This is a genomic window from Fulvimarina thalattae (genome assembly GCF_040239565.1).
Taxonomy (GTDB): domain Bacteria; phylum Pseudomonadota; class Alphaproteobacteria; order Rhizobiales; family Rhizobiaceae; genus Fulvimarina.
This window is the reverse complement of sequence record NZ_JBEHWS010000007.1, coordinates 158,989-185,529: the sequence shown is the minus strand read 5'-3', so window position 1 is coordinate 185,529 and position 26,541 is coordinate 158,989. Positions and strand designations below refer to the sequence as shown.

Annotated in this window: 26 protein-coding genes; 5 read left to right on the top strand and 21 right to left on the bottom strand. The window is 60.7% G+C overall.

All coding sequences use genetic code 11. The features are described from left to right. Positions 1-56: 56 nt before the first annotated feature. From ABRA89_RS11595 to ABRA89_RS11570, 6 genes are all read right to left on the bottom strand, one after another. Positions 57-710: a class I SAM-dependent methyltransferase gene (locus ABRA89_RS11595; RefSeq protein ID WP_349941632.1), complete on the bottom strand. Its 654-nt coding sequence runs from the start codon at positions 708-710 to the stop codon at positions 57-59. Between the two features lie 162 nt (positions 711-872). Further along, a complete protein-coding gene (gene dnaJ / locus ABRA89_RS11590) occupies positions 873-2,024 on the bottom strand; it encodes a molecular chaperone DnaJ (protein ID WP_349941631.1) in 1,152 nt (383 codons plus the stop codon). 375 nt (positions 2,025-2,399) lie between these two features. Next, positions 2,400-3,473 carry an acyltransferase family protein gene (locus ABRA89_RS11585; protein WP_349941674.1) on the bottom strand — a complete coding sequence of 358 codons (1,074 nt, stop codon included), beginning with the start codon at positions 3,471-3,473 and terminating at the stop codon, positions 2,400-2,402. Between the two features lie 238 nt (positions 3,474-3,711). Further along, positions 3,712-4,161 (bottom strand): PRC-barrel domain-containing protein, encoded by a 450-nt coding sequence (locus ABRA89_RS11580; protein WP_349941630.1) that lies wholly within the window; start codon positions 4,159-4,161, stop codon positions 3,712-3,714. Positions 4,162-4,253: 92 nt separating this feature from the next. Continuing rightward, complete coding sequence (locus ABRA89_RS11575) at positions 4,254-5,519, bottom strand: GNAT family N-acetyltransferase (protein ID WP_349941629.1); 1,266 nt, start codon at positions 5,517-5,519, stop codon at positions 4,254-4,256. Positions 5,520-5,641: 122 nt separating this feature from the next. After that, on the bottom strand, positions 5,642-6,193 hold the full coding sequence (locus ABRA89_RS11570) for a DUF924 family protein (RefSeq protein WP_349941628.1): 552 nt from the start codon (positions 6,191-6,193) through the stop codon (positions 5,642-5,644). A gap of 96 nt (positions 6,194-6,289) precedes the next feature. Here ABRA89_RS11570 and ABRA89_RS11565 point away from each other — a divergent pair, with 96 nt between their 5' ends. Further along, a complete protein-coding gene (locus ABRA89_RS11565; protein ID WP_349941627.1) occupies positions 6,290-6,550 on the top strand; it encodes a sulfurtransferase TusA family protein in 261 nt (86 codons plus the stop codon). On the opposite strand, the gene ABRA89_RS11560 is transcribed toward ABRA89_RS11565, so the two are convergent. Both ABRA89_RS11560 and ABRA89_RS11555 read right to left on the bottom strand, forming a co-directional pair. Beyond that, positions 6,543-7,649 (bottom strand): CobW family GTP-binding protein, encoded by a 1,107-nt coding sequence (locus ABRA89_RS11560; RefSeq protein WP_349941626.1) that lies wholly within the window; start codon positions 7,647-7,649, stop codon positions 6,543-6,545. The two genes, ABRA89_RS11565 and ABRA89_RS11560, sit on opposite strands and share 8 nt — an antisense overlap. A gap of 90 nt (positions 7,650-7,739) precedes the next feature. Continuing rightward, entirely contained in the window at positions 7,740-9,134 is a 1,395-nt protein-coding gene (locus ABRA89_RS11555; protein WP_349941625.1) for a D-alanyl-D-alanine carboxypeptidase family protein, read from the bottom strand. A gap of 205 nt (positions 9,135-9,339) precedes the next feature. On the opposite strand from ABRA89_RS11555, the gene ABRA89_RS11550 reads away from it, so the two are divergent. Next, a complete protein-coding gene (locus ABRA89_RS11550; protein WP_349941624.1) occupies positions 9,340-10,518 on the top strand; it encodes a M20 aminoacylase family protein in 1,179 nt (392 codons plus the stop codon). Positions 10,519-10,949: 431 nt separating this feature from the next. Next, entirely contained in the window at positions 10,950-11,732 is a 783-nt protein-coding gene (locus ABRA89_RS11545; protein WP_349941623.1) for a Crp/Fnr family transcriptional regulator, read from the top strand. A gap of 6 nt (positions 11,733-11,738) precedes the next feature. Here ABRA89_RS11545 and ABRA89_RS11540 read toward each other — a convergent pair whose 3' ends face one another. The 9 genes from ABRA89_RS11540 to ABRA89_RS11500 are packed head-to-tail and all read right to left on the bottom strand — an operon-like array spanning position 11,739 to position 19,043. Next, complete coding sequence (locus tag ABRA89_RS11540) at positions 11,739-12,527, bottom strand: SDR family NAD(P)-dependent oxidoreductase (RefSeq protein ID WP_349941622.1); 789 nt, start codon at positions 12,525-12,527, stop codon at positions 11,739-11,741. Next, the gene (locus tag ABRA89_RS11535; protein WP_349941621.1) at positions 12,508-12,948 is read right to left on the bottom strand and encodes a DUF423 domain-containing protein; all 441 of its coding nucleotides are present in this window, start codon (positions 12,946-12,948) and stop codon (positions 12,508-12,510) included. The genes ABRA89_RS11540 and ABRA89_RS11535 overlap by 20 nt, the downstream gene beginning before the upstream one ends. Then, a complete protein-coding gene (mnhG, locus tag ABRA89_RS11530; RefSeq protein WP_349941620.1) occupies positions 12,945-13,406 on the bottom strand; it encodes a monovalent cation/H(+) antiporter subunit G in 462 nt (153 codons plus the stop codon). The genes ABRA89_RS11535 and mnhG overlap by 4 nt, the downstream gene beginning before the upstream one ends. Beyond that, complete coding sequence (locus ABRA89_RS11525; RefSeq protein WP_349941619.1) at positions 13,403-13,777, bottom strand: cation:proton antiporter; 375 nt, start codon at positions 13,775-13,777, stop codon at positions 13,403-13,405. Before ABRA89_RS11525 ends, mnhG begins: the two co-directional genes overlap by 4 nt. After that, a complete protein-coding gene (locus ABRA89_RS11520; RefSeq protein ID WP_349941618.1) occupies positions 13,777-14,250 on the bottom strand; it encodes a Na+/H+ antiporter subunit E in 474 nt (157 codons plus the stop codon). Before ABRA89_RS11520 ends, ABRA89_RS11525 begins: the two co-directional genes overlap by 1 nt. After that, the gene (locus ABRA89_RS11515; RefSeq protein ID WP_349941617.1) at positions 14,247-15,878 is read right to left on the bottom strand and encodes a Na+/H+ antiporter subunit D; all 1,632 of its coding nucleotides are present in this window, start codon (positions 15,876-15,878) and stop codon (positions 14,247-14,249) included. Before ABRA89_RS11515 ends, ABRA89_RS11520 begins: the two co-directional genes overlap by 4 nt. 5 nt (positions 15,879-15,883) lie before the next feature. Next, the gene (locus ABRA89_RS11510; RefSeq protein WP_349941616.1) at positions 15,884-16,261 is read right to left on the bottom strand and encodes a Na+/H+ antiporter subunit C; all 378 of its coding nucleotides are present in this window, start codon (positions 16,259-16,261) and stop codon (positions 15,884-15,886) included. Continuing rightward, the gene (locus ABRA89_RS11505; RefSeq protein WP_349941615.1) at positions 16,261-16,680 is read right to left on the bottom strand and encodes a Na+/H+ antiporter subunit B; all 420 of its coding nucleotides are present in this window, start codon (positions 16,678-16,680) and stop codon (positions 16,261-16,263) included. The genes ABRA89_RS11510 and ABRA89_RS11505 overlap by 1 nt, the downstream gene beginning before the upstream one ends. Then, positions 16,677-19,043: a putative monovalent cation/H+ antiporter subunit A gene (locus ABRA89_RS11500; RefSeq protein ID WP_349941614.1), complete on the bottom strand. Its 2,367-nt coding sequence runs from the start codon at positions 19,041-19,043 to the stop codon at positions 16,677-16,679. Before ABRA89_RS11500 ends, ABRA89_RS11505 begins: the two co-directional genes overlap by 4 nt. Before the next feature lie 276 nt (positions 19,044-19,319). Between ABRA89_RS11500 and ABRA89_RS11495 the strand changes: the two genes are divergently transcribed. Continuing rightward, positions 19,320-21,434 carry a S9 family peptidase gene (locus ABRA89_RS11495; RefSeq protein WP_349941613.1) on the top strand — a complete coding sequence of 705 codons (2,115 nt, stop codon included), beginning with the start codon at positions 19,320-19,322 and terminating at the stop codon, positions 21,432-21,434. A 106-nt stretch (positions 21,435-21,540) separates the two neighbouring features. After that, positions 21,541-22,977: an MFS transporter gene (locus ABRA89_RS11490; protein ID WP_349941612.1), complete on the top strand. Its 1,437-nt coding sequence runs from the start codon at positions 21,541-21,543 to the stop codon at positions 22,975-22,977. A gap of 81 nt (positions 22,978-23,058) precedes the next feature. Here ABRA89_RS11490 and ABRA89_RS11485 read toward each other — a convergent pair whose 3' ends face one another. From ABRA89_RS11485 to ABRA89_RS11470, 4 genes are all read right to left on the bottom strand, one after another. After that, complete coding sequence (locus ABRA89_RS11485; RefSeq protein WP_349941611.1) at positions 23,059-23,988, bottom strand: cytochrome c; 930 nt, start codon at positions 23,986-23,988, stop codon at positions 23,059-23,061. A 135-nt stretch (positions 23,989-24,123) separates the two neighbouring features. Then, entirely contained in the window at positions 24,124-24,585 is a 462-nt protein-coding gene (locus ABRA89_RS11480) for a c-type cytochrome (protein WP_349941610.1), read from the bottom strand. Between the two features lie 181 nt (positions 24,586-24,766). Further along, complete coding sequence (locus ABRA89_RS11475; protein WP_349941609.1) at positions 24,767-25,369, bottom strand: superoxide dismutase; 603 nt, start codon at positions 25,367-25,369, stop codon at positions 24,767-24,769. 155 nt (positions 25,370-25,524) lie between these two features. Then, positions 25,525-26,409, bottom strand: a complete 885-nt coding sequence (locus tag ABRA89_RS11470; RefSeq protein WP_349941608.1) for a branched-chain amino acid aminotransferase — start codon at positions 26,407-26,409, stop codon at positions 25,525-25,527. Positions 26,410-26,541: the final 132 nt, after the last annotated feature.

The window sequence follows — 26,541 nt, the reverse complement described above, 5'->3', positions numbered from 1 at the left end:
CACAGGACAAGGGCGAGACCAATAGTCGGATAATTCGTGACAGTGGAATGAAATGCTCACGCCGCGCGATAGACGATGACGCGGGCTGGCGGAAGATTGCGTTTCACCCAAGGGCTCGTTTCGACTTCCGCCTTCACTGCGGCCGGCTTAACCGGCAAGGTCAGCGAATAAGAAAACTGGATGAACGGCGCTCCATCGGCCATCACGCTCAGCGGGTGACGGACCACCTCTTCGCGCATCGCGTCTGGTTTGGTCAGAAGCGGAAGGCCCGAAACCACCGCCTCCAGGCGACGACCGCCTGTCACCGTTCCCAGATCGGCGGCGATTGCATAGGCATCGCCCTGAATGACCTTTGCCAGCGGAAAACGAGTCTTGAGGAGTTCGCAGAATTCAGCCGAATATTCGACGAGAATCAGGGCCCTTTCCGGCACGCCGCGCTTGATCAGGCATTCGGTGACGACCCCTGTTCCCGGACCGAGCTCCAGAACCGCAGAGTGTTCGTCAAAGCCGGTAGGATCGGGCACGTAAGCGGCCATGGTTTCGCCGAGTTGACGCGAGGAAGGCGAAACCGCGCCCATCGTCAGGGGTCGGCGCAGCCATGTCGTGAAGAAGCGGGCTTCGTCACCGATATTCAACGGACGGCGCAGCAGCTTGGGCTTGGGCAGGGACGGCTGCGTCACCGACGGTGAAAGTGGCTCCAGAAGCGACATGTGGTCGAGGGTCCCTGCTTGCTACACGATGAAGTGCCGAAAGACCGGCACATACGAAATCTTCATATAAGAAGCTAGCGGAAGATATAGACGTCTCGGAGCGTTCACGAGCCTGCGCTCGGCTCGTGAACCCGACGCTGTTCACTCAGACCCAACGCGCGATCAGTCGCTTAGGTTCTCGAAAAAGTCCTTCATGCGCGAGAAAAAACCGTTTGTCTGCGGTGAATTCTCCTTCGAACCGATCTCGTCGAACTCTTCGAGAAGCTCGCGCTGGCGCTTCGACAGGCTCTGGGGCGTCTCGACCATGACCTGGATGAACAGATCACCAGTCTGCGGCGAGCGCAGCACGGGCATGCCCTTGCCTTTCAAACGGAATTGCTTGCCGGTCTGGGTCCCTTCGGGAAGCTTGACCCGCGCGGTGCCGTTGTCGATCGTCTGAACCTCGAAGGAGCCGCCAAGTGCCGCCTTGGTCATCGAGATCGGGACGCTGCAATAGAGATCGGCGCCCTCGCGCTGGAAGAATTCGTGCGGCGCGATCGACAGGAAAATGTAGAGATCGCCGGCAGGACCGCCACGAAGTCCGGCTTCGCCTTCGCCGGCAAGGCGGATGCGCGTTCCGTCCTCGATGCCTTCCGGAATATTGACCTGAAGCGTGCGCTCTTCCGGCAGCCGGCCGTCGCCGCCGCACTTGTCGCACGGATCGGTAATGACCGACCCCCTGCCCTGACATGTCGGGCAGGTGCGCTCGATCGAGAAGAAGCCCTGCGCCGCCCGAACGCGGCCGACGCCGCCACATGTCGGACAGGAGGACGGCGTGGTGCCGGGACGTGCGCCGCTTCCGGTACAGACGTCGCACTGGATCGTCGTCGGCACCGAAATCTCCGCCGTCTTGCCGCTGAAGGCCTCGGCGAGACTGATCTCCATGTTGTAGCGAAGATCGGACCCGCGCTCACGGCCAGATGTGCCGCCGCCGGACTGGCGGGGTCTGCCCCGGCCGCCCATCATCTCGCCGAAGATGTCGTCGAAGATGTCGGCCATGGAGGAAGAGAAGTCGCCGCGGAAGCCGCCGGCCCCACCACCGCCGCCGCCGTTCTGGAACGCGGCATGGCCGAACCGGTCATAGGCCGATCGCTTCTGCGGGTCTTTCAGGACTTCGTAAGCCTCGCCCAGCTCCTTGAACCGCGCCTCGGCATCGGTATCGCCGGGATTGCGATCGGGGTGATACTTCATGGCGAGCTTGCGAAATGCGCTCTTCAGCCCCTTTTCGTCCACATCGCGGGACACGCCGAGCGTTTCGTAGTAATCGGCCTTCATTCAAACTTCCAAACTGCTTCGACGGACCGAGCGGGGGCAGCCTGTCCGGTCCGTCGACCGGATGTCGCCTCACCGTAATCGTCCGTCCTTCAAGGACCTTCAGCCCGGTGCGTTAAGCACCGAGGCTTCATTCGATTGTTTTTCCGCCGCGCCGGGAAGTTGAAAGTCGGGATCGCTCCGCCTCGCCTCGGAGTTCGACTTCGATCACCCGGATTGGCGTCCGATGTAGGAATGATTTGGCGCCGATACCACAGGGTCTCAAGATTTCATACCGGGAGTTCGAAGCATTCTCGCTCTGCGGAGGTGTTCTCCATGCCGTTTCAGGCGGCGGAACATTTCTTCGAGCTTCCGCGAAAACTTCGGTCAGCCACGCAGTCAGGTGGTCTGCATCGCTCCACTGCGCGGCGTGCCGGCGGGTCGTGGACCGACGATCATCTTCGCCATGGCCGGTTCGAGGACGCGGAAGGAAACCACCGCTACGGCAATTGTCACGATCATCGGAACGATCATGAACGCGTAGAAGCTGATCCAACCCGTCGATTCCAGCCAACGGTCCCAAACAGCGCGAAGGAAGATGAACTCGAAAACCGGATGCCAGATGTAGACGCCGAAGGCTGCGGCGGTCACCGGCATTGCGAAATCGACGACCTGCGTGGACTGAGGGTTCTGGGTTTCGGCCAGAGCGCTCGTCAACAGCGAGAAAATGAGAAGCGCGAAGACGACGTACCACGGCTGAAGCGTCAGCATGGAGAGGACCGCAAGGGCCATGATAAGGATACCGGGCAGCGGCGACCGGAGTTGAAGCCGTTCCGACGCAACGATCCGCGCCAGAAGACCGCCGATCATGAAGTCGCAAAAGGCACGATAGGCTCCGAACGTATCGGCGGAGGTCCAGTGGCCGCTCGGGAAGAAGCCCATGGCGGAGGCAAATTCGAGGATGGCGAGATAGCCGAGGATCACCATCAGAAGGCCGACCAAACCGCGATGACGCAAGGCGACCACGATCACCGGGAACATCGCATAGGAGAAAAACTCCGCGCTCACCGACCATGAGACGTAGTTGAGGGTAAGATCCGGCGTGAAGCCCAAGGCATGGATGCCCAGAAGGTGATAGGGTAGACTTCCGAGATCGAGCGCCCACGGATAGTTGTGTGCGTCAACCGACCAGGCATAAATCGCCGCGCAGACGAAAAAGAGCGTTGTCAGGAGATGCAGCGGGTAGAGCCGCGCAACGCGGCGCCTGAAAAACGAACCGTAATCGGCGAGAGAATTGAGACGGCTTGCGTACCGGCTGGTGATGAAGAAGCCCGAAATCATGAAGAACATGTCGAGGAGCGGCAGAAGCCGGTAAAGATATTCGATTGCAACCTCAGACCCCGCCGGTCCCCAAAAGAGGAAATGGTAGGTCATGATGAGCAGGGCCGCGATGAAGCGCCAACAATCGAACACTCTGAAATACACCGGGATCAGGCCCCCATCTTGCAATGCCGAAGCAACGCGCTCGCGGGTTCGCAAGCTTCGGCCTCAGGTCCGGATCATGCAATTCGTCCTCTAACCTGCAAGCAGATGATTGAAACGCAGTTAAGCCTGGTATTTTAGCGACCGGGAATAATGCCGAAAAGACATAGCCGGGCTCTCAAACTGCCACTCAAACCACAAAGATATACGGCCAAGGGTCTGAGCGCGATCAGCCCTGAAATTCCGGTAGCTCGCTGATCTCGTTTGCCGTCAGGCTTGTGCGCAAACGGCCCAGATCGAGAGAAAGCCGATTGAGCATCAGAACAATCCGCTTTTCGCCGAGGCCAAGAAATCCTCCGACCTCGATGACGACGGCCTGCGGCACGCCATTCTGATCGCCAAGAACCTCCGAAACCTCGCCAATCTCTTCGTTGTCCGATCCAATGACATTCATCTCTGCGACCTGACCCGCCATGAGATTGAGGGCCGGCACCGGGGTTTCCTCGTTGTCGATGGGGACGAGAACCTGCGACGTTGCCGCCGTCTGACGGTCGCCGGCCGGCTGTGTCTGCTGTTCAGCCGCCTGGCCGGCGGCCTCTCCGCTGCCTTGGGAGGCATCCTGGGCAAGGGCGCTGCCGGCAAGGAGGATGACGGCGGAGAACGTGGCGATAAATTTCATGGGGCTTTGGTCTGTTCGTGGCGATTTTCGATGAACGAAAAACGCCAGGTTTCGCTCCACTCAAGTCTGAAAAATAAAGGCAGGGATGAACACTATCGGCCAAAGGCCGACATGATCGCCTCGCGCATGAGACGGACCCGGTTTGCCGTCCGTTTCGACTTTTCGATGGAGTGCGCGACCGCCTTTACGTCGCGATCGATCCCTGCTTTCAAGCCGAGGACGATCGTGCCAACCTCTATTCTGTCGCGCCAGAAGCGGTTCATGACGAAGTGATCCGGCTGGGCGCAGGAATCGGCCCGGCGGATGGTCGGGTCTGCAAGCAGGCTCCGGGTCGCCTCCGCCATGATCTGTTGGCCGGGAGAGGCTTTCGCATAGCGTTCGTCGTAAGCGCTCTTCCATGCATAGACGTCGCCGCCATCGATCAGCATCACGATGCTGGCGATCGCCGCACCATCGAGCCGCAGGGTGAAGATGCGCGCGCGATCCTTTTCGGCGAGCGCATTGAGGGCCTCGCGGGCGAAAGCGGCACGGTAGCGATCGCTGGTCAGCGCACTGCGGGCCTTTCCCTTCCAGCCTGAAGCTTCGAGGATCAGAAAATCCTCAAGGGCAATGCGGAATGCGTTCGGCTCGCGGGCGATCTCGACATTTACTTTGCCAAAACTTTCCAGCCAGCGCCGGCCACGCTTCAGTTCCCGCATGCGCTTGCCGGAAAGGTGGTTCGCGATCATGTGCCGACGGCTACCGCCGGGCGTGAGCGCCGCACGCGAGAACCGGTTGACCACCGTGATCGGCAAATCGAGCTCTTCCGCGCATCGCTGGACAGCCCATGCCATGCCGCCTTCTATCCGTAGGTCCGGAAGGATCAGGACGTCGGGAAAGTCGAGATCGGAGCCTCCGAGCATGGTAACGAGGCTTTTGAGCGTACCGACCGGATCGTCCCCGTCGAGCGGGAGCGTACCGAGTGGCCCGAATGGATGGCTCCAGACGCGGATGGCCTGCTTGCGGGCGAAGCGACCGATCCGTTCGACAGAAAAGGGCAGAAGCAGACGAAGCCGGCTGCGGTTCTCGTTCTCGTCCCGAATAACCAGAAGGCGGACACGCCGGTCTTCGAGACGCGGCATGGCCGGCACCAGAAAGCGCGGATCGTAGAAGACATTGCGCTCAATCGAGCGCTCAGAGAGATGGATCAGTTCGTCGATCATGCCGAATGCGTGCTTCGGCTCGTAGATCGAAATGCTGCGACCTGGATAGTCGGCACACGCCGACACCTCGACCCGAGGCGTAGGCCGAATGCCGCTTTCGAGGTCGGCAGGCTCGTCGGCCAGTTGTTTCCCGGTGGCGAGATTGATGGCGGACATTCGGCTTGGGCCTCGGTCTGTGCGAACACGTAATCGGATTTGCCGAAAATGCGCACCGAAGCCTTAAAATTTCGCGGACGTCTGCTCCCGCAATATTGTCATACTGCCTTAACGACAGATCGTCAGCCCGAGAATCCGCCTTCCTTCAGATACTCTTTCTCTTCATCAGTGCTGTCGCGCCCGAGTATCCCGTTGCGATGGGGGAAGCGTCCGAAGCGCGCGATGATATCGCGATGATGTTGGGCGTATTCGATATTCTGCTCGGTGCCGACGCGTTTCATCCATTCGATGCACGCCTCCTGATCTTCGAGCTTCTCCGAGTGCATCAGCGGCATCGCAAGGAACTGGTTGATCTCTTCGGAGACGGTTTCATGATCGCCTCGGTTAAGCGCCTGACGGCCGATCTCCCTGGCCTTTTCATCGGTCGCGTAGGCGCGCGGCGTGCCGCGAAACATGTTGCGCGGAAACTGATCGAGCAGAATGACGAGCGCGAGTGCGCCGGTCGGCTCTTCGATCCAGTCGTCGAGATGGCCGTCGGCCGCCCGCTCGTAGATATCCAGAAACCGGTTGCGGATCGTCTCGTCGAAGGCCTCGTCCTTGGAAAACCATTTGTCAGGCCCGGCATTCCACCAGAATTCGACGATCGTATCCGGTGCAACCGTATAAGTGCTCATCGAACGATAGTCCCTTCAGAGTCTCGGGTTCGGGCGTCGCGCCTGATATAGACGGCACGAAGTTGCGGAAAAGGCGGAAGGGCACAGACCCGGCCCATGCGAAATCTCGATCTCACAGGGCTAAAATGCCCGCTGCCCACGCTCAAGGCCCGCAAGGCGTTGAATGGTGCAGTTGCTGGCGAAAGGCTGCGAATCATCGCAGACGATCCGATGGCGGCGATCGATCTGCCGCATTTCGTATCCGGCTCGAGCCACTGTCTGATCGAAAGCGGGCGTGAGGGCAAAACGCTTTGGTTCATCGTCGAGGCCGGAGAAACACCTGTGCCTCCTGACGATCCGTCGGACGACTTCAACTGAACCTCATTCCGGGAACCGCGAGCGGATTGTCCTCGATTGCGGCGCGATCGGGGGCATCAGTGCGAGCTTCACCTGCGAAAGCGGCGAACAGATCGCGGACGCGGTCTTCGTTCAGGTGATCGCCGATAATGACGAGGCGCGACTGGCGGGTGGCGTCTTTCCGCCAGGCAGGAAGTCGCGCTGGCGGATGCAGGTATCCGCGAACACCGTGAAGCACCAGCGGACGATCGGGATATTCCTGCGTCAGGACTACGCCCTTCATGCGCAGGATCTTGCCGCCCTCGAAGCTCCCGAGCATTTCGAGAAATGCAAAAACCGCGTGTTCCGGTATCGGCGCGTCGTGGACGAGCGCCATCGAGCGGACGGATCCGTGCCGGTGGTGGCTGTGATGGTGATGCGGTTCTCCGGCATGATCGTGGCCCAGCCAGTCAGCCGGATCACCCAGTGTTCCGTCCATCTTTGACAAGCCGCAATCGAGGATATGTTCGGCGAGCGTCGCGGCCTCACCCGATACGACGATGTCGGCATGGCCGTTCACATTGCGGATTGCGCTACGAAGCGTCTCGCCGTTCCCGGACACGAGATCGGATTTGGTGAGAAGGATGCGATCGGCGACGGCGAGCTGGCGAGCCGCTTCGACCTGATCGAAAAGGTTCGTTTCTCCGTTCACGGCATCGACGACGCAGACGACGGCATCGAGGGCATAGGCGCTGGCGAGCATTGGATGGGTCATGATCGCAGCGAGGATGGGCGTCGGATCGGCAAGCCCGGTCGTCTCGACGATAACGCGGGCGAGCGGCCGCCCTTCCCTCTCCCGTTCGGCTAGACGTTCGAGCGTCTCGACCAATTCGCCACGCACCGAACAGCACAGACAACCGTCCGAAAGCTCGATCAGCCCATCGCTGACCTCTGCTTCCACCAGCATCTGATCGATGCCGACCTCTCCGAATTCGTTGACGACGACCGCCGTATCCGTGACGGACGGCTCGCTCAGTAGACGGTTGAGCACGGTGGTTTTCCCCGCACCGAGAAATCCGGTGAGAAGCGTCAGGCGGATCGGGGTGCGGCTTCGGGGCGCCGACGGCGGGGATTCGGTCATCCCCGAGAGATGGGCGCGTCGGCCGACATGGACAAGCGCTTCAGATTGTCGGCAGGCATCTAAGCACCGGAACCCGAAGCTTAGCCCGGCTCAGCGCGAAACAAATTGTGGAACCGGCATGTCCGGCGCGCGCTCGCCTTCGATCTCCACGGACGCCGTGACCTCTTCCTGAGTGGCTTTGTCGGCTGGATCGGTTCGATCGCCCGCTTCGACCTCGTTGCCCGGCTCGTCGACGCTCTCACGCAGTACAGCGGCTGCGAGAAGGTTCTCTGCGTCCTGTGGCTGAGGCGGACGGAAGTGCGGCAGCGGAATGCCATAATTCTCGATAAGCGAGATACCCGCCTCGAAGTGTTCGCCGGCGGCGGCACCGCCAAGCGACACGCGGATCGCCTTCGGCGAACGGCCCATGTCGTGCAGCAGCGGCGAACCGTAGACGGTGCTCCGGTCGTTGCGGTCCTTGACGCGGTCATTGGCGCGTGCCGTGCGACCTTCACCGGAGCAGATATAACTGGAAACATCGAGCGTTTCCGTTTCATCGCCCACGATCGGCAGTTCCTTCACGGTCTTGTAGTCCGCGTCCGGGTCGGCCTTGAAAGCGGCATCGTAGAGTTCGGCCGAAAGGGTCTCACGCTCGATCGTGCCGTTCGCGCCAAGAACGACGCCAATCAGGGTGCGGTCGTCGCGCGTCACAGCCGAGACGAGGTTGAAGCCACCGGCGCAGATATAACCGGTCTTCATCCCTTCAGCACCGTCGAAGCGGCCCAACAGCTTGTTGCCGTTCTTCATGAGCTTGCCGTTGAAGACGACGGCTTCGGTGCCGAACCAGTCCTTGTATTCCGGGAATTCCTCGCGGATCGTCATTGCCAGGATTGCCAGATCCTTCGCGCTCGAATGCTGCCCTTCGCCCGGCAGGCCATGGGCGTTTATGAACCGCGTATCGCGCATCCCGATGAGACCGGCGGTCCGGTTCATCATCGCGACGAAGGTCTCGTTCGAACCGTGGCCAAGTGTCTGGCCGACGGCCGTTGCAAGATCGTTCGCCGATTTGACAAGCATCGTGCGGACTGCCTCGTCGAGACGCATGACCGATCCCGGCGGGACACCAAGCTTCGACGGCGCCTCGTTGGCAGCCTGACGCGTCATGACGACTGGCGTATCCCAGCCTATCGATCCGACCTTCACAGCCTTCAAAGCGAGGTAGGCGGTCATCAGTTTCGTGGTGGAGGCTGGATAACGCCGCTCGGTTGCGTTCGACTGAGAGAGAACCTTGCCGGTCTTCAGATCGACGACGATTGATGCGAGCGAATTCTTCGCATCCTCGGGCTTTTCGTCTTCGGCTTTTTCCGCCGTCTCCTCGACTTGTGCCGAGGCCTCTTCGTCATCGGTCTGGGCGAAGGACTGAGCCGTCCCGCCAAACGTCATCAGGCTCACCGACAGAAGAGCCGCGAGAAGAGTCTTCGATGCTGAAAAGAGCGATGCGTTCAACCGAGAACCCCATTGCTTATGAGCCCGTCTCCGGGCTCGCCTCGGGCGATGCCTGCAACAGCGCCACACATATCCGTGATCTGCGATGATTGGTCGTTAATTTACCGATGTGACGCAAGAATGGCACAGACGGGAAGACATTGCCAAAAGGTTCACATATTTCCCTTCTCACCAGATTAATATCGCTGACCGAAATCGAGGCTCCATGCCCGTCAACAACCGCATCGCCGACAGCGCAGCCGAATTTGCCGAATGGCGCCGGCATCTGCATCGAAATCCCGAACTTCTCTACGACGTGCATGACACTGCCGCCTTTGTCAGTGAAAAGCTGAAGGCTTTCGGCTGCGATGTCGTGGAAACCGGTATCGGGCGCACCGGGATCGTCGGTCTGATCCATGGTCGAAATGGCTCCGGCGGTCCGATGATCGGACTAAGGGCCGACATGGACGCGCTTCCGATCGTGGAAGAATCCGGCGTCGAACACGCGTCCAGTCGAGCCGGACTGATGCATGCCTGCGGGCATGACGGACATATGACGATGCTTCTCGCGGCCGCGAGAAGCCTTTGTGAGACGCGCCATTTCGACGGCACGGTCGCAGTGGTGTTCCAACCGGCAGAGGAAGGAGGCGCCGGCGGCAAGGCGATGGTCGAGGACGGGCTCTTCGAGCGGTTTCCGATCTCGCAGATCTATGGAATGCACAATCTGCCCGGCCTGCCCGTCGGCCAGTTCGCCATGTGTCCGGGGCCAATCATGGCCGCGGTCGACATCTTCAAGGTGAAAGTCCAAGGCCGCGGCGGACACGCGGCCCTACCGCACGGGACGGTCGATCCCATCGTCGCCGCAAGCGCCATCGTACAGAGCCTCCAGTCTATCGTGTCGCGCAATCTCGATCCGCTGCGCAGCATGGTCGTCTCGGTGACGGAATTCCACGCCGGTTATGCGCACAACGTCATCCCCGACGTGGCGCTCTTCTCCGGCACCGTTCGTTGCCTCCTGCCCGAACTTCGAGGCTATGCGGAAGAGCGAATCCGCTCGCTCTCCGAGAGCATCGCGACGGGCTTCGGCGCGACTGCAGAGGTCGAATGGCGCAAGGGTTATCCGCCGACCGTCAACAATGCCGACGAGGCCGCGTTCTGCGCCGAGATCGCTTCGGAAATCGTCGGTGCATCCCATGTCGACGGCGACACCAAGCCGCTGATGGCAGGCGAGGATTTCGCTTACATGCTGGAAGAAAGACCCGGCGCCTATGTTTTCGTCGGAAATGGTGACAGCGCCGGACTCCACAACTCCAAGTATGATTTCAGTGACGAAGCCATTGTCTACGGTGCAAGCTATTGGATCGCCTTGGCGGAACAAACACTGGCACGGGCTCAATCAGCATGAGCTTGCAACATATCGCGATGATTTTGCTGAAGGAAAAAGATAATGGAGACCCGATCGCATTTTCCGCAAGAAGCACCTACCCAATACTCAAGCTTGTATCGGAATATTGTTTTCAAGAGAAGATCCTGGAGCAAGGGCAGGCCAATCATTCAAACCCTTCCGCCACGACCTAGCAGCACTGACAGGAACGGATCGCAGTCTTTTTAAAGAGTATTGTAGGAAAAGATTTTTTTGGCAGAATTTACAATGATTTATGCTTCGCCTGCCTGAAGTGTTCGACTGCGAACATTGTCTTTCCGGAATTTGTGGTCCAAGAATGAGTCTCGAAACTCCTCGTGGCGATCGATTGTGGCCCGTGGAGCGCGTTATCAATGAGCGCGCCCGTTGGTCGCTGACAGTCACAACTCCTCGCGGGGGTCTGGAAAGACGGAATGAATGCACTCGACCGAGCGCTGATCAAACGGCTCGATCTCGTCGCGACACTGAACGAAGACGACCGAGAAGCACTGCGCGCGCTCCCTCTTATAGGCAAAACGGTTCAGGCCGGCACTGACATCGCCTCACATGGGGAGGAGATCAATCACTGCTGCCTTCTGGTCGACGGTTTCACCCATCGCTATCGCACCATGCGCGGCGGCAAGCGCCAGATCATCGCCTTTCATGTTTCGGGCGACATTCCGGACCTTCACAGCCTGAAATTCAATACCCTCGACCACAGTCTTGCGGCGACGGTGCGGTGCGATATTGGTCTCATTCCGCATGAAGCGATCTGGAATCTGTGCATGGAGCGTCCGAACATCGCGTCGGCTCTCTGGCGAGAAACGCTCATCGACGGCTCGATCTTCCGGCAATGGATCGTGTCGCTTGGCCGGATGTCGGGCGTGCAGCGAACCGCACATCTCCTGTGCGAACTCCTCATGCGCATGCAGGCCATGGGGCTCATGGACGGACGGAGATATCACCTTCCCGTGACGCAGAACGAATTGGCCGACGCTTTGGGTCTGACGGTGGTCACCGTGAATCGAACTCTTCAGACCCTCAAACAAAAGGGTCTCATCGATCGCGATCGATCCTGGCTGACGATCAAGAACTGGGCGGGGCTGTCCGACATTGCGGAATTCGACCCCGGTTATCTGCATTTCCGCACCCATCCGATGATGATGTCGGCTTCCAGCAACATGGATGGAGCCCCGCTTACGCAAGCGGCTCAGTAATTTCCGTCAACCCATGAACTGACCGCCGTTCACCTCGACGATCTGCCCCGTGATGTAACCGGACAGTTCCGGTGCGCTGAGGAAGACATAGGCCGGCGCACAGTCGTCTGCCTCACCGAGTCGCGCTAGCGGGATTGAGGCAGCGGTCTTTTCCAGCTTTTCTTTCGACGAATAGCGGCGGTGAAAATCCGTCATGATCGTGCCCGGCGAGACGGCATTGACCCTGATGCGGTCGGGCGCAAGCTCACGGGCGAGAGCCCGCGTCCAGGTCGAGATGAAGGCTTTCGAGGCCGAATAGAGCGAGGAGCCGGGCGACCCGCCCACAGTCGCCGAAATCGACGATGTATTGACGATCGCGGCACCCTCCGCCTGCTTCAGCGGACCGAGAAGGGCCGTGGTCAGTTCCACGACCGAACGAACATTGAGATCGACCACCCGGTCGTATTCCGCTCGGGTCACACTCTCGGCCTTGAAGCGCCCTTCCATCGTTCCGGCATTGTTGACCAGCGCATGGATGGGACCGCCGGCCTCCGCCGCGATCTGGCCTGCAAGGTTCGCCCCGGAGCCCGGCTCGGAGAGGTCGGCAGTCAACAGCGAAAGCCCCTCTCGTTCATTGGGCGATATTCTCTTCAGAAGATCGGTCTCGGCATGTTCGAGGGAACGTCCGGCATGGGCGATCACTCGTGCCCCGCAGGCCAGAAACGACGCCGCGACGGCCGCTCCGATTCCACGCCCCGCGCCGGTTACCACGACGGTCTTGCCCCGAAAGAGGGTATCACTGAATCCGAGAGACACGCTGTGGCCCTTGCTGGTTCGATTGCTTCCCCCGCCAGAGCGCCGAGCGTCCGCCAACCAAACCGGAGACCAGCGCTTCGACCGCCAGAAGCAGCCAGGAGAGGATGATCATGCCACCACCGAGCGGCGCGGCACCTTGGAAGAGACGGTTGCCGAGCCAGATGCGTGCGGCAAGGTCGCCAGCGAAGAGTGCAAGGCCAACGGTCATCCCCAGCGCGATCAGGCCGATCAGACGCGGTGCTCGATCCGCCATGATCGAAAGAGCCAGAAGCACCGGCGCATGGGCAAGCAGGATGCCCGCGGCGGGAACCGCCAACGCCTGATCCGCCGTGCCGTGCGAAGCGTAGGCCGCGAAAGCAACGCCGCTCGCCCCGACGAGTGCGCCGAGAAATTGAACCGTGGCTCGGGCCGCGCGTCTCACTTCTTCCTCAGATCGCTCCATTTCGGAGCCGCCGATCGCCGGTCGCGTCGCCAGGCCGGCTCCGTCGCCTTGCCGACAAAGAATTCTTCCTGAGCACGTCCCCGCGCGATGCTCTCGCCGGCCTTCGGTTTCACCTTCGGCATCTCATCGAGGACCGAGCCCGGCCACAACGAATAGCCGACGGTGTAGGATGCCTTGGCGAGGAGATGAGCGGAGATCGGCGCCGTCAGCAGGAAGAAGACAATCGCGGCGATGGCGCGGAGGCTCTCCGGCAGGGACTCCGAATTCAGCGCCAGTGCCAACAGGAGAAGGCCTGCCCCGACCGATCCAGCCTTCGACGCAGAGTGCATTCGCGTGTAGAGATCGGGAAGCCGAACAAGGCCAAGCGCAGCCAGCGCGATGAAGAGCGAGCCGGCAACGATAAGCAAGCCTTCGAGTACGTAATAAAAAGCCGTCACGAGCTCGCCTCCTCTTCCGAACCGTCGGACGCCTCGCCCTGCGGATCGCGGAACGGCAGAGACTCTGGACTATCCTCATCGCCGCTCTGTCCGCGTGCGAGGATGAAGCGCGAGAAGGCGATGGTCGCGAGAAAGCCCACAAGTCCGAGCGCGATGGCGATGTCCACGTAGAGCGTGAAGCCTGTATTGATACCAATGAGTGCGATGAAACCGATCGAAACGCTGGTCAGCATGTCGAGGCCGAGCACCCTGTCCGGCAACGTCGGACCAATGATGATCCGCACGGTCGTCAGCAGGAAGGAAAGCCCCATCAATACAAGACCGAAATCGATCGCATATTCATAGAACTGGCTGGCATAGTCCTCGATCATTATCGGAATGCCTCCAGAATCATGCGTTCGAAACCGGTCGCGATATCGCGGCGGTTGGCTTCGGGATCGGAGCAGTCGATGGCGTGCACATAAAGGGTCGATCGGTCCTCGGAGACGTCGACCGAGAGCGTACCCGGCGTTAGCGTGATCATGTTGGCGAGCAGCGTGATCTCGAAGTCCCGATCGGCTCTCAGATGGTAGGCGAAGATGCCGGGTTTGAGGTTCATCTTCGGCTTCAGCACAAGGGTCGCGACACGCCAAGCGGACTTCAGAAGTTCCAGCAGAAAAAACAGGAACAGCTTGGTGATCAGAAAGCCGCGCTGCATGTATCCTGCACCGCCCACCTGCTCGCGGATGAGATAGAGCGCGCAGGCACCGAGGACGAAACCGAACAGCAGGTTAAGCAGCGTGAAAGAGCCGGTGACGACGACCCAGACCAACGCCAATACGAGGTTGATGAGATAGAGCGTCATGGAGCGTCTCCGAACACCGACGAGATGTATCCGCTCGGATCGATCACGCCGGCCGCGGCGCCATCGGTCAGATCGAAGAGCCATTGCGGCCAGACGCCCACGATCACGATGAAGGCGGTGAGCGCAAAGAGTGGGATCGCCGAGAGCGCGCGGTCGGGGCCGGCCGCGAGGAACTTCTCTTCGATGATGCCCTTACGCTCCGCCTCCGTTTCAGCCGCGACGGCCGCCGGAAGCGGGCGCCAGAAGCCGAGCGCGAAGACGCGCGCGCTGGCAATCGTCAACAGGAAACCGGAGACGAGAACCATGGCCGCGAGCCAGGGCAGATCGCCCGAGATCGAGGCACGGACCAGCGCGACCTTGGGCCAGAAGCCGGAAAACGGCGGCAGGCCGGATACCGCAAAGAGCAGGATCAACATGACCGCGGCAAAGAGCGGATTATGCCGCCAGAGACCGCCCATTTCTCGAAGCGAGGACGTGCCGGTCAGATGCGCCGCAACTCCGGCGGCAAGATAGAGCGCAGTCATCACGACGATCGAATGGAGCGCATAGAAGATGGCGCCCGACAGCCCGATCGAGAGCGAACTCGAAGCAATATCACCGTCCGGCACAGGCATTGCGAGCGCGACGAAGATCGTGCCGATACCGGCGACAACCATGTAGTTGAGGAGGCGGCGAAGATCGCTCTGAGCCAGAGCACCGAGACCGCCGACGAGCATCGTGAGCGCGGCAACCCAGGCGATGATCGTGCTGAGTTCGGCCCGCTCGGGCGGGAAGAGCATCAGGTTGATGCGGATCGCCGCGTAGACGCCGACCTTGGTCAGAAGGCCCGCGAAGAGGGCTGACACCACGAAGCGGGGGGTGTGATACGAGGCCGGGAGCCAGAAATTGAGCGGGAAGGCCGCCGCCTTCATGGCGAAGGACATGAAATAGAGAGCGGCAAGCGTAAAGAGCATCGCCGTCTTGTCCGTATCCGCGGCCTTTTCCGCTATGTCAGCCATGTTGAGTGTGCCGAAGATACCATAAAGGTAACCGGTCGCGATCAGGAAGAAGGTCGTTCCGACGAGATTGAGGAAGCAGTATTTCGTCGCCCCGTCGAGCTGCTCGTGTTCGGAGCCCAGGATCAGCAATCCGAAGGAGCCGATGAGGAAGACCTCGAACCAGACATAGAGGTTGAAGATGTCTCCCGTGACGAACGAGCCTGAGACGCCACCCATCATGATGAAAAGCAGCGGAAAGAAGCCGTAGCGCCGTTCCACCTTGGAAATGCTCGCAACCGAATAGATGCCGCAACAGAGGGCGGCGAATCCGGACGCCGAAAGGAAGAGTGCCCCCATGAGATCGGCCGTGAAGGCAATGCCGAAGGGCGGCAGCCAACCGCCCATCATCATCGTCACCGTTCCCTGCGTCGCAACCCGGTAAAGCAATAAGAGATCGACCAGGAAAAGGATGACAAGTCCCGGAAGTGCGATCAGCGGGTGCCAGCGGATGTTCTTGCGCAGCATCAGCAACGCGGCACCGAAGATGAAGCAGATCACGACCGGCAGCACCACCGAATAGTCGATCAGCGGCACCGAGCCCTGTGTCATCGCTTCGGCCTTGAGGGCCTCGAGGGAGGAATCAGCGGCCATGGTCGTCAGTAACCGAGGGGCGGTAGCCCCTCGTCCTCGGGTTCGGCGACGCGCATTTCGTCGGTGTCATCCGTGTTGAGATCCTGGAACGCCCGGTAGGACAGGACGAGAAGGAAGGCGAAGAACGAGAAGGAGATGACGATCGCCGTCAGGATCAGGGCTTGCGGCAATGGATTCGCAATCACCTCGGTCGGCACTTCCGTGCCCTCCGGAATGATCGGCGGGACGATCGACTGGATGCGGCCGTTGGTAAAGATCAGGAGGTTTACCGAATTGCCGAGCAGCACCACACCGAGCAGCATGCGGATGATGTGCTTGGAGAGAATCAGATAGACCGTCACCGCGAACATCGCCGCGACGACGAAGCAAAGCGCGATTTCCATCAGTCGGTCTCTCTTTCTTCGAGGGCAAGCGCGATCGAGGAGATCGCTCCGACGACGACGAGATAGACCCCGATATCGAAGAAGAGCGGCGTCGAAAGCGGAACTTCCGTTCCGAGGAATTTTGGGAAAACCCAGAGGCCGGTCAGGAATTCCGTGTCGGCGATCAGCGAGGCGCAACCGGCGAGGACCGCGAGCATAAGGCCGGCCGCGGCAATCCCCATTGGATGGAAGTGCAGCGCACGGCGCACTGGCGCGACACCGCAGGCGATGCCGTAAATCGCGAAGGCCGAGGCGGCAATGAGGCCGCCGATAAAGCCGCCTCCCGGTTCGTTATGACCGCGCAGGAGAACGAAGATCGAAAACAGCACCATCAGGCTGGTGAGATAAGGCGCCGTGAAGCGGAAGATGATGGTTTTCATGGCGTTGCCTCCATCGGATCGACCGTTCGTTTGCCATATCGGCCGACCCGAATGCGGATCAGAGCGAGCACCGCGAGCCCGGCTGTCATGACGACCGCGATCTCGCCCATCGTATCAATTCCGCGGAAGTCGACGAGAATGACGTTCACGATGTTCCTGCCGTGGGCGATGGCATAGCTGTAGCGCTCGAAGAAGTCCGACAAACTGCGATCGAACTCGCTCTGGACAACCGCAAGCAGAAAGAGGCCGAAGCCGATACCGGCGAGAACGCCGATCGTGGCATCAGGCAGTTTCTGGGCAAGCGGACGATGGTCGCCCGGCGAAAGCTTCAGCCGGGTCATGACGAGAGCAAGGATGACGACCGACAGCGTCTCCACCATGAACTGGGTGAAGGCCAGATCCGGCGCGCCCTGCAGCATGAAGATGAAGGCGACAGCGTAACCCTGGATGCCGAGCGAGACGATGGCCTGAAGCCGGTTTTTGGAAACGACGACGGCCAGAATACCAAAGACGATCAGGCCGAGAATGATCCACTCATAGGGCTGAAGATCGGGAATTGCCGGAACGCTCGGGAAGCCGCCCGCCCACCACATCGAACCGAAGAGGGCGATGACCAGAACGATCATCACCGTGGTCATATAGTAGTCGAGGCGGCCGGGCTGCACGATACGCGTTACGAAGAACGACATGCGGACAAGCCCACGCATCGCCTGATCGAAGCCGTGATCCGGGCCCCAGCCGACGGCGGCGAGGAACGCTGCGAGCTTGGCTCGTATCCGGGTCGAGGCGAGATAGATGATCACGCCAAGAACGATTGTGAGGCAGGACAGCGCAAAGGCGAGATTGAGATGGGGCACCCAGCCGATCTCGATCTCCAGCGGCTCACCATAAGAGGCACTCGCCATCGGCATGGAAAAGAGCTCGTGATAGACGCCGTAATAGAGCGCTCCGACGAGGGACAGCACTCCGAGCACCAGAGGCCCGAGCCAGACCCTGAGCCCGCTCTCGTGGGGATGGTCGATATGCTGCGGCTTAGTGCCGACGAAGGGCTGAAGCCCGACGATGAAGGCAGCGGCGAACATCAGGGCATTGCCGGCAATCGCCGCGATCAAAAGGGCTATATGATAGAAATCGCCGTATTCGAGCGCATGATAGATCTCCTCCTTGGCGAGAAAGCCGACAAAGGGCGTCATGCCGCCCATGGAAAGTGCGCAAAGGATCGCGGCCACGAAGGTAAGCGGCATGTGGCGGCCAAGTCCGCCAAGGCGATCGATCTCGCGGGTGTGAGCGCTATGGTCGACCGAGCCGGCGACCATGAAGAGCCCGCCTTTGAAGAGCGAATGGGCGATCAGATAGAGCACCGCCGCAATGATCGCGGTCTCGGACGAAACCCCGATCAGCATGACGAGCAAACCGAGCGAAGCGAGCGTGGTATAGGCGAGCGTGATCTTGATATCGGTCGCGCGCACCGCGAGCAGCGCGCCGGCGACGAGGGTTATGGAGCCAAAGATCGGCAGGATCGTCATCCAGAGCATCGTCTCGCCAAGCGCCGGATGGAGCCTCAGCAGCAGGTAGACGCCAGCTTTCACCATGGTGGCGGAATGCAGATAGGCCGAGACAGGCGTCGGCGCTTCCATCGCGTTCGGCAGCCAGACGTGGAATGGCATCTGCGCCGACTTCGTGAAGGCGCCGCAAAGAACGAGGATCAGGATCGCGAGATAATACGGGCTCTCGCGGAGCATGTCGCCAGCTTCGAGAATATCGCTGAGCGATGTGAGGCCATGGAATTCGCGAATCGCGATGAGGCCGGCGAGCAGGGCGAGACCGCCTCCGCCGGTGATGACAAGCGCCTGAACAGCGCCACGCCGCGCACGCTCGCGGGTATGGTCGAACCCGATCAGCAGGAAGGAGGTGATCGAGGTGAGTTCCCAGTAGACGAACAGGGTGATGAGGTCGTCGGCGACGACGAGACCCAGCATCGAGCCCATGAACATCAGCATGAAGGAATAGAACCGCCCCTGGTCCTTGTGCCCCTTCATGTAGCCGCCAGCATAGAGGATGATGAAAGTTCCGATGCCGGTGATCAGCAGCGCGAACACCATCGACAGGCCGTCCAGCCGGAAGGAGAAGGCGATGTCGAAGCTCGGAATCCACTCGAAGCCCCAGCGATAAACCGTGCCCTCGGCCACCTCGAAGATGCCGCGCAGAAAGATCACGAAGGCTGCGGCCGGTGCCAGCGCCAGAAGCCAGGTGGAATGGGATTTGAGAACGGAGGTGAGAAGCGGGGCGATGGCTGCGGCGAGGAAAGGCAGGATCAGCGCCACATAGCCGAAATCGGAGACGAAACCGTTCAATTCGTCCATCAGCGCCTCATCCCTCCTTGGTCTCGCACCCGGTCACCCGAACGCATCGATCCCTTTCTTCATAGAAACCGCGTCCGCTCGGGGCAAGCCATAGTGGCCGCGAAAGCGCACTCAGCTCGCCCCGAGCGATAACATCTGTTCACGAGTCCGTAGGCGCCGAACTGGCCGCAGTTTTGCACGGGCGGCCCGATCGGCTATCGTGAAACCTCCGTGCTTTCGGCGGCGCGGTCGCGCTGCCGGCTTCAAGACATCCCGTAAAAGTCCCGAGCGAGTTGAATGCCCGTTGACCTTCCCAGCCCACCCACGGCCGAACGCCTGATCGAGCGCGATACACGCCATGGTATTGAAAGATCGGATGAATATGCCTGGTTGAGGGCACCCAACTGGCAAGATGTCTTCAAGGATACGAGCGTTCTCAATCCGGCCATCCGCAAGCATCTCGAGGCGGAAAACGCCTATGCAGAAGCGGTTATGGGCGACACGAAGGAGCTGCGTGAAACGCTGATCGCGGAGCTGCGAGGCCGCATCAAGGAGGACGATTCGTCCGTTCCGGCGCCCGATGGCGATTTCTCCTACGGCGTAGCCTACGAAGCCGGGGCCGAATATCCACGATTCGTGCGCTACCGGCGTGGCGAAGAGACTTCGAGCGAGCCGCATATCCTCGTCGACGGACCGAAAGAAGCCGCCGAGAAGCCCTATTTCTCGCTTGGCGGCGTCAGCCATTCGCCAGACCATTCGATGCTGGCGTGGTCCTATGACGACAAGGGATCGGAATATTATCTCCTCGCCATTCGAGATGCCGAGACCGGCGAGAATACGGGCACGGTGATCCACGATACGAGTGGCGGGGCGGCCTGGGCCTCCAATTCGCGCGGCTTCTTCTATACGCGCCTCGACAAGAATCACCGGCCCAGCAAGGTCTACTACCACGCCCTCGGCACGGAGCCGGACGACGATCAGCTGATCTACGAGGAAACCGACACAGGCTTCTTTATGGGCGTCGGCAACAGCCAGTCCGGCCGTCTCGTACTGATCGACATCCACGATCACGAGACTTCCGAGTGCTGGATGATCCCAGGCTCCAATCCGGCGGCCGAGCCGAGGCTGATCGCCGAGCGCGAGACCGGCGTCGAATACGATGTGGACGAAGGCGAGAACTGCCTCTACATCCGCACCAATGCTGACGGCGCCCGCGACTTCAAGATCGTCACGACGCCGATGGACGCGCCCGAAAGATCCGCCTGGCAGGATGTCGTGCCGCATGAGGACGGACGTCTGATCCTCAACCATTTTGCGTTGAAACGGCATCTCGTCTGGCTTGAGCGGCGCGACGGTCTGCCGCGCATCGTCATCAAGAAATTCAACTCGAACGACGATCCGACCGACGGGCCGGAGCATTCGATAGCCTTCGACGAAGAGGCCTATTCGCTGGGTCTGATCGGCACCTACGAATACGACACCGACATTATTCGGTTCTCCTACTCCTCCATGACGACGCCGGCCCAGACCTTCGAGTACAATGTCGAGACCCGCGAGCGAACGCTGCTCAAGACCCAGGAAGTGCCCTCCGGCCATAACCCGGACGATTACGTGGCGCGGCGAATTTTCGCACCCGCGAAAGACGGTGAGATGGTCCCGGTCTCGCTGGTCCATCACAAGGATACCCCGACGGATGGTTCGGCGCCATGCCTGCTCTACGGCTACGGGTCCTACGGCATGTCGATCCCGGCGTCTTTCAACACCAACATCCTGTCGCTCGTTGATCGCGGCTTCGTCCACGCCATCGCCCATATCCGTGGCGGCAAGGACAAAGGCTTTGCCTGGTACGAGGCCGGCCGGCGCCAGAACAAGGCAAACACCTTCACCGATTTCATTGCCGCCGCCGATCACCTTGCGGCGGAGAAGTTCACCAGCAAGGGCCAGATCGTCGCCCACGGCGGTTCGGCTGGCGGCATGCTGATGGGCACAGTCGCGAACATGGCGCCGGCAACCTTCGGCGCGATCGTCGCGGTCGTTCCGTTCGTCGACGTGCTCAACACGATGCTCGACGACACGCTGCCCCTGACTCCGCCGGAATGGCCCGAATGGGGCAATCCGATCCTCTCAGGCGAGGACTATCAGGTGATTGCGTCCTACAGCCCTTACGACAACGTGACGGAGCAGGCCTATCCGCCGATTTTGGCGCTGGCCGGCCTCACCGATCCGCGCGTCACCTATTGGGAGCCGGCGAAATGGGTCGCGCGGCTGCGGGCGACGAAGACCGACGACAACCCCATAATCCTGCGTACCAATATGGACTCAGGACACGGAGGCGCTTCCGGCCGCTTCAGCAAGCTCGAAGAGGTCGCCTATATCTACGCCTTCGCGCTGAAGATGACGGGAACGATCTAGTCCCAGAAGACGGTTTTTGCCGCATCCCTCCCCCGTGCCGCCAGACCGCCTAACCGAAAGGTGGGCGGTCTTCGTCCGTGGCACCGGAGGATAATGAAAGACTCCGATGTCCACGACGACCGCTGAGAGCGAAGAAAGCCTGGAAGCAGACCCACGTCGCTGGATCATCCTCGCCGTGCTGCTTCTGGCTGGCTTCATGAATCTCGTCGACGTGACCATCGTTAACGTCGCGATCCCCAGCCTGACGGCCGATCTTGATGCGTCGAGTTCCGAGATCGAATGGGTGGTCGCCGCCTATATCCTCTCCTTCGCGCTTGGACTTCTGCCATTCGGCCGGCTCGGCGACATCGTTGGCCGCAAGCGGATGTTTCTCATCGGGATTTCCGGCTTCACCATCGGCTCGGCCCTGTGCGGCCTCGCGCCCACCGTCGGCCTCCTGATCGCGGCGCGCTTCGTTCAGGGCCTGTCGAGCGCGATGATGATGCCGCAGGTTCTCGCCCTCGTTCAGGTGACGTTTTCGCGCGAGGAGCGTGGCTTCGCCTTTTCGCTTTTCGGGGTGACCGCCGGCATGGCAGCGGTGACGGGGCCGCTCGCCGGCGGCGCTCTGATCGCCGCCGACTTCTATGGCCTCGAATGGCGGCCGATCTTCCTCGTCAACATTCCGATCGGTCTATTCGCCCTGGTCATGGGCTGGCGGCTGATCCCTTGGACAAAGCGTGGCGACTACGAGCCGGTGGATTTCGGCGGCGTGGCGCTTGCCGCCCTCACCGTCTTCACGGTGGTCTTTCCGCTGGTCGAGGGCCGCGAATTCGGCTGGCCATGGTGGTGCTTCGCAATGATGGCACTCACCGTGCCGCTCGCCGCCGGTTTCGTGAAATGGGAGGCAAGGCGCGCGCGGCGGCAAGAGACGCAACTCCTTCCGGTCAGCCTTCTGACCAACCGCCATTTCCTGCTCGGTCTCACGATGACCGCGACATTGTTCGCCGGCATCCCGGGCTTCTTCTTCGTGATCGCAATCTTTCTGCAGATCGGCTACGGCTTCACGCCGCTGGAGTCCGGTCTCACGACGACGCCGTTCTCCGTCGGCGTCTTCATCGCCTCCCTCGTCTCCGGCCGCTTCGGATCGACCTACGCGAAGGCGCGGCTTATGGTGGGACCATTGATCTTGGCGGGCGGCATGGGATCGCTTCTCTATGTGGTCTTCGGCGTCACCGAGACCGTCGATCACTGGGCCTTCCTCCCGCCGCTGGTACTCGCCGGCCTCGGCATGGGCATCACCGTCGCGCCGCTCTTTGCGACGATCCTGACCGTCGTCGAGAACCGCGATGCCGGGTCTGGGTCCGGTGCGTTGCAGACCTTCCAACAGATCGGTGGCGCGCTCGGAGTCGCTGTGCTCGGCCAGATATTCTTCGGGGTCCTTGCCGGCGCGTCATCCCCCGAGGCTTACAAAGCGAGCTTCGAGGCTGCCCTCAGTCTCCAGATTGCGCTGTTCCTCACGCTGGCTTTTCTCGCAAGCCGGTTGCCGGCGGGTGTCGAGCAATGACAATGCACTCTGAAACAGACACTCGGTATCCTGCCTCCCTTGCATGCCTCGACTTCCGCGGTGTGTTCGTCTTGGGTCCAGCTATTCTTCACCGCCAATCGGTGGCACGGCCTTGAGATATGCGGCGATCGCCTCTCGATCCTCGGCTGGAAGTTCGGCGAGGTTTTCCTGCACATCGACCATGGAGCCGCCAACGGAATCGAAGTCCGGCGTGAAGCCGCTTTCGAAATAGTAGGCAATATCGGGTTCCGACCATGAACCGATGCCTTCATCAGACGGCGTAATGTTGGGGATTCGTCCGTCGCCGTCCGGGTTCGGGCCACCGGCGAGCCATTCGCTTTCGATCAGGCCTCCAGCGCCCGCAAGCGAGCGCGGCGTATGGCATTGGCCGCAATGGCCGAATGCTTCAACGAGATAACGTCCGCGTTCGGCGACCTCGCCTGCGCCGTCGGGTAGCGCGACGATTGGTTCGGATGGATCGTCGAGGAAGGCAAGCTTCCAGGCACCGATGCCGCGGCGGATGTTGAACGGAAACGGTATGTCATTTTCCGGCGCGGCTTCTGTAACTGCCGGAAGCGTTTGCATGAACGCCCAGAGATCGGTCAGATCCTGATCCGACATGCGCGCATAGGAGGAATAGGGAAAAGCCGGATAGTAGTGCGCCCCCTCTGGAGAGACGCCGCGCTTCACCGCATTGGCGAAGTCGGCAAAGCTCCAGCTTCCGATCCCCACATCAGGATCAGGGGAAATATTCGGTCCGTGGAAGGTGCCGAAATCGGATTCAATCGGATCGCCGCCGCCAAGGCGGAGCTTGTCTTCGCCTTCCGCGTCTCCATCCGCATGACAGGACGCGCAGCCCCCGGCCCAGAAGACACGTTCGCCGCGCCCGGCATCACCGGTTTCGGGATCGGGCAATGAAGCCGCATCGAGACGGGTTGGTGTGGTCAGAAGCCAGCCAGCACCGAGCACGACGACGAAGACGACAAGAACGGCGATGAGCGCACGCTTCATGAGATCGGCGAATAGTCCTGATCACGCGGGAGACTTGTTGCCTAACCAGCGGCGGTTATTGCGAGCTTTTGCCGGAGCCCGCGCGGACGACCGGCGACCGTCGATGACCACCGGCCGAAATTCTCTTTCCGAAGCTCAGTCGTCGTCGATGCGGAAGTCTTCGTGGCAGCCTTTACAGTTCTCGGCGACCATGCCGAACTGCTGCTTGAACGCATCGAGATCCTGCGGATTAGCCTCCATGGCCGCCGCGGAATCCTCCTCAAACTTCGTCAGCGCGGTCTGAAATTCCTCCGGCTGCTCCCAGATGGCGGGCGCGGCTTCGGTCTTGTTGCCGGTCTTGGAGTCTTCAGGGAAATAGTCGCCGAACTTCATCGCGACATCGTGGATCGACGCAAGGATTTCGTTTGCTTTCGCGGCGTCGAACTCCGCCTCGCCTTTCAGCATAGCGCCGGCCGCCTTTGCGGAGTCGCCGTTCGACTCCATCAGTTCCTGGCGCTCTTCGATGGGAGCGGTGTTCTGGGCCACCGCACTAGCGGCAAACAGCATTCCGGAAGCAGCGATGGTGAATAGGGTTATCGATAGGGAGGGAATGCGCATGGGTCGTTCAAGCCTCCTTCTTTGGAATTAATCCAAACAAGGATAAGCAAGTTTTCACCGGCGGCAATTCTCCGACGATGACAAGTCATGACGTGTTCGTGAGAGAATCCGCGTCCAGCGCAAGAAAAGGCCCCGCCGGTAGCACCGACGGGGCCTTCATTGCCTTAAGGAAAGCTACCGATCAGCTCGTCGCCTTGCGATACATTTCCTCGACATATTCCCAGTTGATGAGATTATCGACGAAGGCCGAAAGGTATTTCGGACGCGCGTTGCGGTAGTCGATATAGTAGGAATGCTCCCACACATCGACGCCAAGAATCGGCGTCGCGCCGTGGACGAGCGGGTTCTCGCCGTTTGGCGTCTTCATGATTTCCAGCTTGCCGTTCTTAACGGCGACCCAGGCCCAGCCCGAACCGAACTGGCCGGCGCCAGCGGCTTCGAAATCGGCCTTGAACTTATCGTAGCCGCCGAGATCAGAGTCGAATGCGGTCTGAAGTGAACCAGGCAGACTCTTGCCGCCGCCGTTCGGCTTCATCCAGTTCCAGAAGTGAACGTGGTTGTAGTGCTGGGCCGCGTTGTTGAAAAGCGCCTGATTGCTGCCATGGGAGGCCTTGACGATCTCTTCGACCGACTTGCCGTCCATGCCGGCTTCCTTGGCGAGATCGTTGCCCTTGGTCACGTAAGCGTTGTGGTGCTTGTCGTGATGATATTCGAGCGTCTCCTTGGACATGTAAGGATCGAGCGCATCATAGGCGTAAGGAAGGTCCGGAAGCTCGAAAGCCATTGTTTCATCTCCTTCTTGGGTCGCAAGAGTTTCTGTGACAGGCGGACGCCTTCCGGCCGTGCACCCGTCGCTGACAGACAAGGTAGAGGCGAAATGGCGCAATGCCACCGGTCGCGCGTGAATTCCCTGTCAGTATTTCGCTGGATGGCGAGGCCTCAGGCAGCGGCGCCAGCCCGCGCGAATTCCCAATAGAGCTCGCGTGAACGCCTGTAGAAGTGGCCGGGCTGGAAGGAGACCTCCTCGAAGCGGGTGATCGGCACGACCTTGGAGTGGTTGCCGGTCGAAAAGAGTTCGTCGGCTTCCAGGAAGTCCTGCGGCTTCAGCGTCTTTTCGATCACCTCGACACCATCGGCCCGCAAGCATTCGATGACGCGGGCGCGGGTGATACCCGACAGGAAACAGCCGTTCGGGATGGGTGTCATCACGACGCCGTCCTTTGCGAGAAAGACGTTGGAGGTCGCGGTCTCGGCGACATTGCCGAGCATGTCGCACATCAGCGCATTGTCGAAGCCCCGGGAGCGGACCTCCGTGATCGCCCGGCCTGAATTCGGATAGAGGCAACCGGCTTTGGCATCGGTCATCGCGACTTCATGAGTCGGACGGCGGAAAGGCGATAGACCGACGGTGAAGCCGGTCGGCTCCATCATCGGTGATTCGGAGAGATAGAGGCAGAACACCGTTGAGGACGGCTCGGGCGGAACGCCCATGAAGCCGCCGGTCGTCGCCCAATACATCGGCTTGACGTAGATCGCGGTTTTGCCGTCGAATTCGGCGACGCCCTGGAGAACGAGTTGCTCGATCTCTTCCGGTGTCTTGGTCGGTTCGAGACCCATCGCCCGGGCCGAACGATTGACGCGCTGGCAGTGAAGATCGAGGTCGGGAGACATGCCGTCGAACCAACGCGCGCCGTCGAAAACCGAGCCGCCGAGCCAGAGGCCGTGGGTCGCCGGGCTTACGCAGTTCAGCGCGCCCTCGTGCCACTCGCCCTCGAAAAAGGTGCGCGAGCGGAGTTCCGCCTTGCCGTGAGCGTCCTGAGCCATCCGATCGATCCTGCCTGCGTCTTTTTCTGCCGCTTCCCGGGCAGCCGCCTTTAGACAAGGAGGGTCCGGAAAAAGACAACCCGTCTGCCGCATCACTTGAACGTGACTTTGGGAAGAGCGTGCGGAACCGGA

Coding starts and splice junctions, on each gene's coding strand:
- ABRA89_RS11595 (WP_349941632.1), bottom strand. CDS start 710: ATGTCGCTTCTGGAGCCACTTTCACCGTCGGTGACGCAGCCGTCCCTG.
- dnaJ (WP_349941631.1), bottom strand. CDS start 2,024: ATGAAGGCCGATTACTACGAAACGCTCGGCGTGTCCCGCGATGTGGAC.
- ABRA89_RS11580 (WP_349941630.1), bottom strand. CDS start 4,161: ATGAAATTTATCGCCACGTTCTCCGCCGTCATCCTCCTTGCCGGCAGC.
- ABRA89_RS11575 (WP_349941629.1), bottom strand. CDS start 5,519: ATGTCCGCCATCAATCTCGCCACCGGGAAACAACTGGCCGACGAGCCT.
- ABRA89_RS11570 (WP_349941628.1), bottom strand. CDS start 6,193: ATGAGCACTTATACGGTTGCACCGGATACGATCGTCGAATTCTGGTGG.
- ABRA89_RS11565 (WP_349941627.1), top strand. CDS start 6,290: ATGCGAAATCTCGATCTCACAGGGCTAAAATGCCCGCTGCCCACGCTC.
- ABRA89_RS11560 (WP_349941626.1), bottom strand. CDS start 7,649: ATGACCGAATCCCCGCCGTCGGCGCCCCGAAGCCGCACCCCGATCCGC.
- ABRA89_RS11550 (WP_349941624.1), top strand. CDS start 9,340: ATGCCCGTCAACAACCGCATCGCCGACAGCGCAGCCGAATTTGCCGAA.
- ABRA89_RS11545 (WP_349941623.1), top strand. CDS start 10,950: ATGAATGCACTCGACCGAGCGCTGATCAAACGGCTCGATCTCGTCGCG.
- ABRA89_RS11525 (WP_349941619.1), bottom strand. CDS start 13,777: ATGATCGAGGACTATGCCAGCCAGTTCTATGAATATGCGATCGATTTC.
- ABRA89_RS11520 (WP_349941618.1), bottom strand. CDS start 14,250: ATGACGCTCTATCTCATCAACCTCGTATTGGCGTTGGTCTGGGTCGTC.
- ABRA89_RS11515 (WP_349941617.1), bottom strand. CDS start 15,878: ATGGCCGCTGATTCCTCCCTCGAGGCCCTCAAGGCCGAAGCGATGACA.
- ABRA89_RS11510 (WP_349941616.1), bottom strand. CDS start 16,261: ATGGAAATCGCGCTTTGCTTCGTCGTCGCGGCGATGTTCGCGGTGACG.
- ABRA89_RS11505 (WP_349941615.1), bottom strand. CDS start 16,680: ATGAAAACCATCATCTTCCGCTTCACGGCGCCTTATCTCACCAGCCTG.
- ABRA89_RS11500 (WP_349941614.1), bottom strand. CDS start 19,043: ATGGACGAATTGAACGGTTTCGTCTCCGATTTCGGCTATGTGGCGCTG.
- ABRA89_RS11495 (WP_349941613.1), top strand. CDS start 19,320: ATGCCCGTTGACCTTCCCAGCCCACCCACGGCCGAACGCCTGATCGAG.
- ABRA89_RS11490 (WP_349941612.1), top strand. CDS start 21,541: ATGTCCACGACGACCGCTGAGAGCGAAGAAAGCCTGGAAGCAGACCCA.
- ABRA89_RS11485 (WP_349941611.1), bottom strand. CDS start 23,988: ATGAAGCGTGCGCTCATCGCCGTTCTTGTCGTCTTCGTCGTCGTGCTC.
- ABRA89_RS11480 (WP_349941610.1), bottom strand. CDS start 24,585: ATGCGCATTCCCTCCCTATCGATAACCCTATTCACCATCGCTGCTTCC.
- ABRA89_RS11475 (WP_349941609.1), bottom strand. CDS start 25,369: ATGGCTTTCGAGCTTCCGGACCTTCCTTACGCCTATGATGCGCTCGAT.
- ABRA89_RS11470 (WP_349941608.1), bottom strand. CDS start 26,409: ATGGCTCAGGACGCTCACGGCAAGGCGGAACTCCGCTCGCGCACCTTT.